Consider the following 12,501-nt stretch of genomic DNA (forward strand, 5'->3'; position numbering starts at 1 on the left):
CTTCAACTTCTAGGCACTATTCTGACTTTAACTTGACGTTTACGTAAACTGAATAAATGAGTTGATGCATAGGTGTATAAGCAGTTGCCAGTATCAACGTCAGGCTGGATATGGAAATAGTGCTTCACGGAACGCACTCAAAAAGAAAGGGAGATCAACTATGGTATCGGAAACACCTCTTTTGCAGGTAAACGATATTTCATTGGCCTTTGGTGGGGTTAAAGCTTTAACCGATGTGAGCTTCCATGTGAACGAAAAGGAAATCTTTTCAATCATTGGTCCCAATGGTGCTGGTAAAACATCAATGCTCAACTGCATTTCAGGACGATACACGCCTAACAAAGGCTCCGTAGTGTTTGCCGGAAATGACGTCACCAAGCGTACACCGAGTCAACGAGCAGAGTTAGGTCTGGGTAGAACGTTCCAGAACCTGGCGCTTTTTTCTCATATGTCTGTACTCGACAACATCATGGTTGGCCGCCATCACCTGTTGAAAAACAATTTCGTGACAGGCCCGCTTTACTGGTTTTCTAACGCACAAAAAGAAGAGATGGCACACCGCAAGTACGTAGAAGACGTCATCGATTTCTTAGAAATCCAACACATTCGTAAAGCCACCGCTGGCACGCTCTCTTATGGGTTACGTAAGCGTGTTGAGCTTGCTCGCGCTATTGCTTTGAAGCCAAAACTACTTCTGCTTGATGAACCAATGGCCGGTATGAACCTTGAAGAAAAGGAAGACATGGCACGTTACATCATGGATCTCAACGAAGAATTGGACATCACCATCATCATGATCGAGCACGATATGGGTGTGGTCATGGACATCTCCAATCGGGTTCTCGTTTTGGACTTTGGTAAACACATTGCAATGGGGCAGCCAGAAGAAGTCATGGCGAATCCACACGTGAAACAAGCTTATTTGGGTGAAGAACTTCCGACATTAGAGGAGAGTGCATAATGGCACAGCAACATAATGATTGGGCAGATATAACCAGCTTAGATACCTTTCCAAAAGTGTTGCAGCACAACGCCAAGCACTGGCCAGATCAGGTCGCTATGCGCGAGAAGGAATTTGGTATTTGGCGAGAATTTACTTGGCAGGATTATGAAGACCGAGTCAAGTGGATGGCGCTTGCACTACAAGATTTAGGTGTTGGTGAACAAGACGTTGTGGGGCTTTTAGGCGACAACCGACCTGAATGGGTGTGGGGCGAACTGGCCGCGCATGCGATCAAAGGTTATTCACTGGGCATCTATCAAGACTCGATGCACGAGGAAGTGGCGTATTTAATCAACTATGCCAAAGCGAAAGTAGTGATTGCAGAAGATGAAGAGCAATGTGACAAGTTGCTTGAGCTGGGCGATGAGATCCCGAGCGTTGAGTTCATCATTTATTGTGATCCACGCGGAATGCGCAAGTACGATGATCCAAGACTTATCGATGTCGAGAAAGCGTATAAAAAAGGTCAGTTAATAGATAAAGCTGACCCTGACAAATATCTGAATATGGTTGCGGCAACCAAAGGCAGCGATCTTTCGATTCTTTGTACCACTTCGGGTACGACTTCTAAACCAAAGCTTGCACAGCTTCATAGCGGCACGTTTTTGGATCACTGTGCGGCTTATCTGCGTGCCGACCCACGTTCTCCAGGTGATAATTACGTTTCGGTACTGCCTCTGCCTTGGATCATGGAGCAGGTATATGTGGTTGGTCAGGCGTTGATTTCCCGTCAAATCGTCAACTTTGTCGAAGAGCAGGAAACCATGATGGCGGACTTACGCGAGATTGGCCCAAACTTCGTTTTATTGGCTCCACGTGTATGGGAAAACATTGTGGCAGACGTGTCTGCTCGAATGATGGACTCTACACCGTTTAAGCAGAAAATGTACAAACTCGGCATGAAGTTGGCGAATCAAGCCTTGGATCAGGGTAAACGCTCCAAGCTAGCCGAATGGATACTTCTGCGTGCACTGCGTGACCGTTTAGGTTTCTCGAATCTTACTTCTGCGGCAACAGGCGGTGCGGCAATGGGCCCAGATACTTTCCGTTACTTGCAAGCGATTGGTGTGCCACTCAAACAGCTTTATGGTCAGACCGAAATGTGTGGCGCGTACACCGTGCATAAAGCGGATGATGTCGACTACGACTCAGTCGGTGTGGCGTTTGACAATGCGGAAGTGAAAGTTATCAACCCAGACAGCAATGGTGTGGGTGAGATCATTGCCAAAAGTACTGGTATGTTTACCGGCTACCTTAACAACCAAGCCGCTTACGATGAAGATGTGCAAGATGGCTGGATGCACACTGGCGACGCGGGCTACTTTAAGGATTCTGGTCACTTAGTGGTGATTGACCGACTAAAAGACATGTCGGAAACCAGTCATGGCGACCGTTACTCTCCGCAGTTTATTGAAAACAAACTCAAGTTCTCACCATTTATCGCGGAAGCGGTTGTGGTGGGCAAAGACAGACCTTGGCTCTCTGCAATTATCTGTATTCGTTACGCGATCGTCGCCAAATGGGCAGAGCAAAAGGGTATTGCGTTCACCAATTACACCAACCTTTCTGCGCAACCTGAGGTGTATAAAGCGATTCGCGAAGAAGTACTCAAAGTGAACGAGTCTCTGCCGGACGCACAGAAAATCAGCAAATTTATTCTGCTTTATAAAGAGCTGGATGCCGATGACGGCGAGTTAACCCGTACGCGTAAAGTTCGTCGTGGTGTGGTTGCGGAGAAATACGGTGACATCATCGAAACCATTTACAGTGCAGCGCCAAATGTCGATGTCGATACGGTGATTACTTATCAGGATGGGACTAAGACACGCATTCAAACGTCACTGGTGATTGAAACGCTTATTCAACATGAGCTGACACTGGTGGATAGCGAACAACGGAGGATCGCATAGTGAATACGGATTTATTACTGCAACTCGTCATTAATGGCGTAATCGTCGGCATGTTGTATGGCGTTGTCGCCATGTGCTTTGTATTGATTTACAAATCGACTCAGGTGGTGAACTTCGCGCAAGGTGAATTTCTACTGATCGGCGCATGGGTGTGCTGGGCGGCGTTGGTTCACCTTCAATTACCGTTCTTTATCGGATTCTTACTGACACTCGCCTTTATGATGGTGTTTGGTATTGCTGTGCAAACCATTGTACTCAGGCCTTTAATCGGTGAGCCGATCATCTCGGTCATTATGGTGACGATCGGTCTGTCGATGTTCTTCCAGGCACTGATGAAATGGATATTTGGCGTATCAGCCGTTTCTTATCCACAAGTATTCGAAACAAACGTGGTGAATATCGGTGGTCTCAACGTTGAATTTGCTTACATCCTTAGCTTGATCTTCTCAATGATCATCATGGGTGCGTTCTACTGGTTCTTCAAATTCAGCAAAATGGGTTTGGCGATGCGAGCGACAGCATTTAACCAGCAAGTAGCCCAGAGTCTTGGCATTTCCATCAAGAAAGTGTTTGCGATCAGTTGGGCTATTTCGGCGATGGTATCCGCGACAGCAGGGATTGTTATCGGGATTGTAAACGGTGTTTCTGACGCGCTATCCATCATCGGCATCAAAGTATTCCCAGCGGTAATCTTAGGTGGCTTGGACTCGGTGGTCGGGGCGATTGTTGGTGGTATCACTATCGGGTTACTAGAGAATCTGGCTGAGTTCTTTGATAGCCAATACCTGCAAGTGGGTAACCTTTACAACATCGCACCTTTCTATGTGCTGTTAATCATTCTTGCCTTCAAGCCATATGGCCTGTTTGGTACCAAAGATATTGAGCGTATTTAAGGAGAAATAACATGGCTCAACTTAGCATGCGCCCATGTGGGGATTTTCGAACCACATACAAAAGTGATACGCCGATTTTTGAAACCAAAACCATTAGAAGACTAGCGATAGCGGGTGTTATCGCGATGTTGGCAGCGCCGCTGGTTCTGGATATCTACTTCCTCAACCTATTTATTCAGATTGCATATCTAGGTATTGCAGCGCTGGGTCTGAACATTCTGGTTGGCTTTACCGGGCAAATTTCGTTAGGTCACGGTGCGTTTTTTGGCTTTGGCGCCTTTGCATCGGCATGGCTGAATAACCAATACAACATTCCTGTGGTGCTTGCCATTCCGCTCGCGGGTTACCTGACCATGATTGTCGGGATGATCTTTGGTTTGCCAGCGGCACGTATCAAAGGGTTGTACCTCGCAATCGCGACTTTAGCGGCGCAGTTCATTTTAGAAGACTTCTTTGCTCGCGCTGAGTGGTTCAGTGGTGGTTCATACGGTGCAAGTGCAAACCCAATCAATCTGTTTGGTTTCGAATTTTCGACCGATGAAAGCTTCTTCTATGTTGCACTGTTTGCGCTGATCTTTATGTACATGTGGGCATCGAACCTGATTCGTTCGCGTGATGGACGTGCGTTTGTCTCAGTACGAGATCATTACCTATCCGCAGAAATCATGGGTATCAATCTGACCAAGTATCGTCTGCTCTCTTTTGGTGTCTGCGCATTTTACGCAGGTATCGGCGGCGCACTCTACGGTCATTACTTAGGCTTTGTCTCTGCGGAAGGCTTCACCATCATGATGTCTATCCAGTTCCTGGCGATGATCATCATCGGTGGTCTGGGCTCAGTAAAAGGCACATTAATGGGCACGATATTTATCGTATTGCTGCCAGAAGTTTTAGAGTTTGGTGTAACGGGTTTGGCTGCGTTTAGCGATAACACTTCGTTTATTGATGGGCTGGCTTATTTCAAAGAAATGGCAATTGGTCTGGTCATCATGCTGTTTTTGATTTTCGAACCTCAAGGATTGTCACATCGCTGGCAGCAGATTCGAGCATATTGGAAACATTATCCGTTCTCTTATTAACGTGTACTTAAGTGGAATATACCTCAATAACAAGGACAACGAGTTATGAACAAAGGACATTTAGCGACAACGTTGGTGCTATCTTCGGCACTGTTTACTACCGCATCTTGGGCGAAAGATTCCGTGTTTGTCGGGCATCTGGTGGACTTCTCTGGTCCAACGGCTTATGTAAGTAAACCGTACGGCTCTGGTGTACGAGATGCACTGCAGTGGATTAACGAAAATGGCGGTATCAACGGTACCGAATTAGAATTTGAAACGGTGGATATGGCGTACAAAGTGCCAGTTGCGATTTCTAACTACAAACGTTGGGTTGCCCGTAAGAACATGGTCGCGCTGCAAGGTTGGGGTACGGCGGATACCGAAGCGTTAATCTCTTTTGTCACCAAAGACAAAGTACCTGTCTTTTCGGCATCTTACTCGGGCCACTTAACTGACCCAACAGGTAAAAACCCGAAAACAGCCAAACCTGCTCCGTACAACTTCTTCTACGGCGCTTCTTACTCAGATGCCTGTCGTGCATTGGTGAAATGGGCGAAAGAAGACTGGGAAGCGAAAGGCAATACCACTGCGCCTAAATTTACTCACATCGGTGATAACCACCCGTTCCCGAATGCGCCAAAAGAGGCGTGTGCAGAGTATGCTAAAGAACTGGGCTTTGAAGTGCAAAACCCAGTGGTTGTGTCGCTTAAACCGGGCGATTTCAAAGCGCAATGTCTGTCACTTAAAGAGTCTGGTACCAACTACGGCTACATTGCAAACTTAGGTGGTTCGGTTATTTCTCTTGTGAAATCGTGTAACACGGTCGGCACCGACTTCCAATACATGGCGAACATCTGGGGCGGTGATAAACCGGTTATTGAAGCGGCGGGTGACGGTCTGAAAGACTACGTTTTCCCGGGTATGACCGCATTCTGGGGTGATGATACAGAAGGAATGAAACTGGTAGAGGAAATTTCCAAACTTTCAGAATCGGAACCGGGAGAGTTTCGAACTCACCACTACATCCGTGGCGTGTGCTCTGCGTTCTACATGAAAGAAGCGATGGAGTGGGCGAAAGACAACGGTGGTATTACGGGTGATAACATCAAGAAAGGCATGTACGTACACAAAAACTGGGTACCAAAAGGCCTGGAGGGTGTATGTATTCCTGCTAACTGGCAACCAGAAGATCACCGTGGCACCACTACCGTAAACGTGTTTATGGGTAATAACCAAGGGGGCGCGGTAGACATCAAGAAAGTGTCTCAAGTTACATTGTCACGTCGTGATGATTGGTTAGGTTACTAATCTTCTACTTACTAAGCATAACGATTACTAAGAATAGGATAGGTGAGAGGCAACTCTCACCTGCACAAGGAGTGGCTTGATGAGTGAATTAGCAACGAATATAGAACCAGCAGAAATCCTGCTCTCGGTGAACAATATCGAAGTGGTCTACGACGAAGTAATCTTGGTACTGCGTGGTGTGAGCCTTGAAGTACCAAAAGGTCAAATCGTGACGCTATTAGGCGCAAACGGGGCGGGTAAATCGACCACACTAAAAGCGATTTCGGGTTTGTTGAAAACCGAAGACGGTGAAGTGACTCGTGGTGAAATTACCTTCATGGGCGAGCGTATCGACAACAAGAGCCCGGAAGAAATTGTCCGTTCGGGTATCTTCCAGGTGATGGAAGGGCGTCGAATCGTTGAAGACATGACGGTTATTGAAAACCTTCGTTTAGGGGCGTTTACCCGCAACGACAACGAGGTCGAGAAAGACATCGAAATGGTGTTCGACTACTTCCCTCGACTCAAAGAACGTACTGGTCTCGCTGGCTACTTGTCTGGCGGTGAGCAGCAAATGCTCGCAATTGGCCGTGCACTCATGGCTCGCCCAAAAATGATCTTACTTGATGAACCGTCGATGGGGCTTTCGCCACTCTTGGTGAAAGAGGTGTTCAGTATCATTGAGAAGATCAACAAAGACCAAGGCATTACCATGTTGCTGGTGGAGCAGAACGCGAACTTTGCCCTTCATGCAGCCGATTACGGTTACATCATGGAATCAGGCAAGATTGTGCTCGATGGCACTAAGCATGAGCTGCTTAACAATGAAGACGTGAAAGAGTTCTACCTTGGTGGCGGCGATGAAGAGCGCAAGAGCTTTAAGAACTTAAAATCTTACAAACGTCGTAAGCGTTGGTTGTAAGGAGTGGTGATGAACGAATTATTCGATGCGAAAGAGTCTCTGCCGTCAACAGAGAGAGAAGAATCTCTGTTTAAACGTCTGCCGACACTGATTGAAAATGCAAAAGCGCACAGCGAGCATTACGCCAAACTATTCGCAGATATTGATCCTACTGCGGTAAGTTGTCGCGAAGAGATTTCGAAGTTGCCGATTACACGCAAGTTTAATGTCCCAAGCCAGCAGCAACTCAAGCCGCCGTTTGGAGGTTTGAACAGCGTCAGTATCGGGCAAATGGCACGCGTGTTTCAATCTCCAGGCCCATTGTATGAAGCGCAAACGGATGAAGCTGACTTCTGGCGAATGGGGCGTGCGTTTCACGCGGCTGGGTTTCGCCGTGGGGATTTAGTCCACAACACGCTCTCTTATCATTTTTCTCCGGGCGGATTCATTATGGATGGCGGGGCCAGAGCCTGCGGCTGTGCCGTGTTTCCGGCTGGAGTAGGGAATAGTGAAGCGCAAATTGAAGCGATCAAACAGCTTCAGCCAACTGGCTACACCGGGACACCATCTTACCTGATTACTTTGCTAACCAAGTATCAAGAGCAATATGGTGAGAAGCCGAGCATTAACAAGGCTCTGGTTTCTGGAGAAGCGGTCACTGCAGACATGCAAAAAGCGTTTTCAGACATGGGCATTGCAGTGTCTCAAGCTTATGCGAGCGCAGAACTTGGTTTGATTGCTTATCAGGTATCTGGTGAACAAGGCTTAGTGATTGCAGAAGATATTATTGTCGAAATCGTTGACCCTGATGGTATCCCCGTTCAATCAGGTGAAATCGGTGAGGTGGTGGTGACTTCTCTGGATGAAAAATTTCCGCTTATTCGCTACGCAACCGGTGATCTCTCTGCTTACATCGAAAGAGACTCTGATTCACCACGTACTAATATGCGCATAAAGGGCTGGATGGGGCGCGCCGATTCGGCAGTCAAAGTTAAAGGCTTATTTGTTTATCCGCACCAGATACAGGAAGTGTGCCGTCGCCATGAAATTACCGGCTCGTTAAAAATTGAGCGCGATGGTTTCAGCGATACGATTACATTCTGTTGCCAGGAAGGTCACGTTTCTGCCGATGATATTCAAGCAACGTTGCAGTCTGTTACTAAGCTCAAGGGCAAGGTCCAGTTTGTGCCGAACAGCGCGGAGCAACCTCTGATTAACGATTTACGCAATTAGCAACGTTAGATATAACAGGGTAAGGCTAGGATAAAAGGGATACCGAGATAAGTCGCGTATCCCTTTTTAAGTTAAACAATACCGATTTAAAGGAAGTGCAATGAAAACGACAGACTCACCAAATATCGATGTGAATTTCTGGGATGATTTGTTTGTCAAAGGCACAATGCCGTGGGATCGAAATCAAGCGCCCGAAGACCTAAAACGTTACCTAAGCCAAATCTCCGGTGATGCTCAATCTGTGTTTATTCCCGGTTGTGGTGCAGCGTATGAGGTAACACAGTTCGTCGATCATGGACATGATGTTGTCGCGATGGATTATAGCGAAGAAGCCGTGAAAATGGCTCAATCAAAGCTAGGCAGGCACAAAGATAACGTCAGGTTAGGGGATGTGTTTAGTGCTGAATTTTCCGAGCCGTTTGACGTGATTTATGAACGAGCATTTTTAGCCGCATTACCAAAAGAGAAGTGGGACGATTACTTTGCAATGATTCAGCGGTTATTACCAAGCAAAGGTCTTCTGGTGGGTTATTTTGTTATCGATAACGACTATCTATCTCGCTTTCCTCCATTTTGTTTGCGCAGCGGCGAGTTGGAAAGGCGGTTAGATAAGTCGTTTTCTCTCATAGAATCCGCACCAGTGACTGACAGCGTCGACGTGTTTAAAGGTAAAGAGTATTGGATGGTGTGGCAGAAGAAGTAGTGATTTACGTTCTTGAGATGTGCACCGGAAGTGAAGTTGAAAAACCATCGTTTACCTCTTTACTACTGGGAAAATAAGAGGCTTACGATGGTTCATTTTGTTATCTTAATTTTTATTCAACGATGTCGAACTCCGATAAGCCGTTTGCAGCTGCGCGCACTTGTTGCACCGTGACCATTGTTTTGCCTACAAAGACCTTCGCATAAGCACTGGCATCGGAAAGTTCCTCTGTAGTAAGACCTACACCTGCTTTGGTGGTAAAGTAAGCTTTAATCTCATATTCACCAGCATCCATGTTAGGCAAGATAAAGTTAAAGTGGTGTGCTGCAAGCGTATCCTGCATGAGCCCGATTTCTTCGTCGGTAACTTCACAATCTTCTGTTACGTCTAAGGAGCCTTCGCTTACTACGTCTCCATTTTCATCAACAGTACCTTCGACAGATAGCTCACATGTTTCGATAACGCCTGCCAACGTTGCACTCATCTCTTGAATTCTTTGAGAAAGAGTAATTTCACCAGGAACAGCTTCTACTTCTTCGCCTCCACCTACAGGTGTTGCCGTTACAACTACTGTCGCTCGTCCATCAGCAATCGCTTTGGCTAAAGCTCCGTCTTTACCTTTGACTGATGTGTCAGTGACAATGCCAATCTCAGCAGAAACGCCAATCAATAGCTCTTTGTCTTGAGGTACTTTCAGGGTAGTAATAACATGGCCGTGTTTTTCGGGTGCAACACTTTCATTCGTGTCATAGTTTTCAAAGTTGAGTGCTACAATCTGTGCCGGATTTGTGCTCCATGTTGCAGCGAATTTTGCAGATGGGCCTGCTAGTGCGGAAGTTGAGCCTAAGGCACCTGTTATCGCTGTTAATAACAAAATATTTTTAAAACTCATGTCTAACTCCTGATTATTGAAACAATAAGTTCCCCAGATTCTTAATACAATCAATAACGAAATGGGATACGACAATAAAATGACAGGCCACGTTTAAATTTAGTTATGGCCAGAATGGTCTTTAATTAAGTCCTTGATAAAAACCATTGGATAAGATACTAGTTGAAATAAAATAAATTGCACAAAAATAGTTTGCTTATTTAAAATTCCTATTTTAAAAGAGATAACAATATGCAATGTGTTTTTCAAAGCGAAAAACGCGAGGTGGGAAAGTAATGAATAAGGAAACTTTGTTTAAGGATTTGATAATAAAATGAATTTATTTTTTTCTGTTTAATTGTGGCAGGTGGTTAAATTTAAATTCAATATAAACATAGTTTCATATAAGTTATGGAGAGTATTATAATTATTTGTTTATAATACGGTTTATAAATTTCCTCTTATTTTTATTATAAAAAATAAATTTGAAAAATAGACGTAAGCAATCTGGTGAATAAATAAAAATGGTTTGAGGCCCATAAAGTTTACTCTTATTTATTTATATGGGCGTTTCAATTGTTAAGTTATCAATTGAATTTACTAGCATTATTAGGAAGAAGAGAATTATTGGCCATAGTAGACAGATAAATAATCAAGAACAGCTTCACGATCATCGCCATCGAGTTCTTCCATACCTTGCTCTTCGATCATCCAGTCGAGCATTTTATCCCAACGTTTTCTGCTTAAACCTTGTTGGGCGACCATATGTAAAGAATGACAAGCAGAGCATATTGCCGCAACCAGTTCCATGTTTTCTCCCGGTGTTAAGATTCCATCCCCCGCTGATTTTACTTCCATTCCGGACGAAGGGGTAACCCAGTCAGGAGGTGAGGGGTTCTTAGTCGCAAGCCACGCGATGATGGCGGCTCGAGCTCCTGGGTCTTTCACTCCCGGAAACACCATGTTGGTGCCTGGTGCGAACTCAGTGGGGGACGCTAAAAATGCATCAAGATTTTCAGCATCCCATTTGCCTTGATACTGTTTTATTCCCTCGCTGTAATTAAAGCCCGCAAAACTAGCAATAGAACGTTCTGCCAGCCCCCACAGTGGCGGACCAACCACAGTGACGCCATTGGGTTCAAATTGGTGACAAGCTTTACATACCATTGCTTGTTGTTCGCCCGCTTCAATTAACTCTGTGTTTGCAAAGGTAAGCCCACTAACAAGGCTTAATAGTGATAGAGAGAGCGGGAAGACCCGCTCTCTAAGGTTATGACTTTTCACTGTGGTTACCCCTTAACGACCAAAGCAACGCGATGAAAGGTGTTATTTAGGTATCCTTTTGGATTCCAAGCGATGGCAAAAGGTTGGCTAACATTCTGATCATCGGTCGCTTTTGCCCAAACTTCGTAGTAGCCCGGTTGTGGGAATTTCACTTTAGCACTAAAGGTCTGCCAAGCTCCTTCGTTTGCTGGGGCGGCGAGATCGGCATCAATCCAGGTTGCGCCAAAATCAATGGAAAGCTGAACTTTTGTCACTTTACGGTCTCCAGACCAGGCATGACCGCGCACCGCAACCTCGTTTCCATCCACTTGTGAGTTAGTTTGTGGTGACGTGATGAGGGATTTCACCGGCATACGCTCGATGATTTCAAAATCCTCTTTTGCCACTTCTTCGCCGGGAGCCACTGGTCTGTTAGGCACACGATAGGATGTCCCTGTCATTTTCGGACCGTCATGTACCTGATCGCGGATTTGAATTCGTGTCAGCCATTTTTGCGAACAGGAGCCTGGCCAACCTGGGACAACCAAACGTAGTGGCGCACCATTCATTGGATGAAGAGGTTCACCATTTTGTTCGAAGGCGATAAGGTTTTCAGCGCCCATCGCTTTGGCAATGGGTACGCCGCGAGAAATAGGTAACTTACCTTCCTGACCCGAAAGGTGTTTATCTGCACCATAATGTGCCGTATAAACCGCACCGTCTTTGACACCGACAGCTTTGAGAACATCAGCTAGCCTCACTCCCGTCCAGCTTGAACAGGCAACCGCACCATAAGTCCATTGGTTACCTGATGCTTTAGGATCGAAGAATGCACGGCCATTACCGCCACATTCCACGACGAGTTGTTGCTCGATCACATCGAAGTTTTTCTTCAGATCGGCAATCGTAAGCGTCATGGGTTTGTCCACCAGACCATCGATGGTTAAGCTCCACGCTTCAGCGTTGACTGCGGTTGGAGGGATGCCGTTGTTGCGTATGAAATGATGGCGGGTAGGCGTAATGTCGTCATTAAGAAGGTGAGGTGGCGTTTCAGCATTCATTGGTCTGTCGTTAAGCACAGTCAGACCATCTTTACCTTCAATCATTACGTCATCGAGCCCTTCCGCAAATGCTGCCGGGATTATCCCAGCGGGCATGTTACGGTGGAAGGGAATGGCTCCGCCAAGCACGGCGGCCATCGTTGCTAATCCCGCGCCTTTTAAAAAGCCTCGCCTGTCAGGATGGCTGACTCGTCCAAAGACTTTCCCATCCGCAGACTCCGGATTTTTTTCATAATATTTATAAATCCCTTGCGGCTTGTTTTTCTCGTTCTCACTCATGATGCGTTCCTTTACCGGTTAACGCCCAAGAACATC

11 protein-coding genes are annotated in these 12,501 nt (G+C 46.1%); 8 read left to right on the forward strand and 3 right to left on the reverse strand.

All coding sequences use genetic code 11. From position 1 onward, the window contains the following. Positions 1–160: 160 nt before the first annotated feature. The 8 genes from V1U08_RS00210 to V1U08_RS00245 all read left to right on the forward strand — a co-directional run bounded on the left by V1U08_RS00210 (position 161) and on the right by V1U08_RS00245 (position 8,991). Positions 161–961 carry an ABC transporter ATP-binding protein gene (locus V1U08_RS00210; protein WP_014233943.1) on the forward strand — a complete coding sequence of 267 codons (801 nt, stop codon included), beginning with the start codon at positions 161–163 and terminating at the stop codon, positions 959–961. Continuing rightward, on the forward strand, positions 961–2,913 hold the full coding sequence (locus V1U08_RS00215; protein WP_330469591.1) for a long-chain fatty acid--CoA ligase: 1,953 nt from the start codon (positions 961–963) through the stop codon (positions 2,911–2,913). Before V1U08_RS00210 ends, V1U08_RS00215 begins: the two co-directional genes overlap by 1 nt. Next, positions 2,913–3,806 (forward strand): branched-chain amino acid ABC transporter permease, encoded by an 894-nt coding sequence (locus V1U08_RS00220; protein WP_014233945.1) that lies wholly within the window; start codon positions 2,913–2,915, stop codon positions 3,804–3,806. Before V1U08_RS00215 ends, V1U08_RS00220 begins: the two co-directional genes overlap by 1 nt. Positions 3,807–3,817: 11 nt before the next feature. Beyond that, positions 3,818–4,885, forward strand: coding sequence for a branched-chain amino acid ABC transporter permease (locus V1U08_RS00225; RefSeq protein WP_014233946.1), 1,068 nt, complete (start codon positions 3,818–3,820; stop codon positions 4,883–4,885). Positions 4,886–4,930: 45 nt separating this feature from the next. Beyond that, on the forward strand, positions 4,931–6,175 hold the full coding sequence (locus V1U08_RS00230; protein WP_014233947.1) for an ABC transporter substrate-binding protein: 1,245 nt from the start codon (positions 4,931–4,933) through the stop codon (positions 6,173–6,175). A gap of 79 nt (positions 6,176–6,254) precedes the next feature. After that, entirely contained in the window at positions 6,255–7,076 is an 822-nt protein-coding gene (locus tag V1U08_RS00235; RefSeq protein WP_014233948.1) for an ABC transporter ATP-binding protein, read from the forward strand. A gap of 9 nt (positions 7,077–7,085) precedes the next feature. Then, positions 7,086–8,288, forward strand: coding sequence for a phenylacetate--CoA ligase family protein (locus tag V1U08_RS00240; RefSeq protein WP_330469592.1), 1,203 nt, complete (start codon positions 7,086–7,088; stop codon positions 8,286–8,288). Positions 8,289–8,388: 100 nt separating this feature from the next. After that, positions 8,389–8,991 carry a methyltransferase domain-containing protein gene (locus V1U08_RS00245; protein WP_330469593.1) on the forward strand — a complete coding sequence of 201 codons (603 nt, stop codon included), beginning with the start codon at positions 8,389–8,391 and terminating at the stop codon, positions 8,989–8,991. A 112-nt stretch (positions 8,992–9,103) separates the two neighbouring features. Here V1U08_RS00245 and V1U08_RS00250 read toward each other — a convergent pair whose 3' ends face one another. From V1U08_RS00250 to V1U08_RS00260, 3 genes are all read right to left on the reverse strand, one after another. Then, entirely contained in the window at positions 9,104–9,883 is a 780-nt protein-coding gene (locus V1U08_RS00250) for a hypothetical protein (RefSeq protein ID WP_330469594.1), read from the reverse strand. A 603-nt stretch (positions 9,884–10,486) separates the two neighbouring features. Further along, positions 10,487–11,146 carry a c-type cytochrome gene (locus V1U08_RS00255; protein ID WP_330469595.1) on the reverse strand — a complete coding sequence of 220 codons (660 nt, stop codon included), beginning with the start codon at positions 11,144–11,146 and terminating at the stop codon, positions 10,487–10,489. 5 nt (positions 11,147–11,151) lie between these two features. Beyond that, complete coding sequence (locus V1U08_RS00260) at positions 11,152–12,465, reverse strand: molybdopterin-dependent oxidoreductase (RefSeq protein WP_330469596.1); 1,314 nt, start codon at positions 12,463–12,465, stop codon at positions 11,152–11,154. Positions 12,466–12,501 lie beyond the last annotated feature (36 nt).

It is taken from the genome of Vibrio sp. YYF0003 (genome assembly GCF_036350715.1).
GTDB classification, from domain to species: Bacteria; Pseudomonadota; Gammaproteobacteria; order Enterobacterales; family Vibrionaceae; genus Vibrio; species Vibrio natriegens.

Bases quoted from the DNA above. Each gene is read 5' to 3' on its own strand.
- V1U08_RS00260 (WP_330469596.1), bottom strand. From the start codon at position 12,465: ATGAGTGAGAACGAGAAAAACAAGCCGCAAGGGATTTATAAATATTAT.
- V1U08_RS00230 (WP_014233947.1), top strand. From the start codon at position 4,931: ATGAACAAAGGACATTTAGCGACAACGTTGGTGCTATCTTCGGCACTG.
- V1U08_RS00250 (WP_330469594.1), bottom strand. From the start codon at position 9,883: ATGAGTTTTAAAAATATTTTGTTATTAACAGCGATAACAGGTGCCTTA.
- V1U08_RS00245 (WP_330469593.1), top strand. From the start codon at position 8,389: ATGAAAACGACAGACTCACCAAATATCGATGTGAATTTCTGGGATGAT.
- V1U08_RS00215 (WP_330469591.1), top strand. From the start codon at position 961: ATGGCACAGCAACATAATGATTGGGCAGATATAACCAGCTTAGATACC.
- V1U08_RS00210 (WP_014233943.1), top strand. From the start codon at position 161: ATGGTATCGGAAACACCTCTTTTGCAGGTAAACGATATTTCATTGGCC.
- V1U08_RS00235 (WP_014233948.1), top strand. From the start codon at position 6,255: ATGAGTGAATTAGCAACGAATATAGAACCAGCAGAAATCCTGCTCTCG.
- V1U08_RS00225 (WP_014233946.1), top strand. From the start codon at position 3,818: ATGGCTCAACTTAGCATGCGCCCATGTGGGGATTTTCGAACCACATAC.
- V1U08_RS00240 (WP_330469592.1), top strand. From the start codon at position 7,086: ATGAACGAATTATTCGATGCGAAAGAGTCTCTGCCGTCAACAGAGAGA.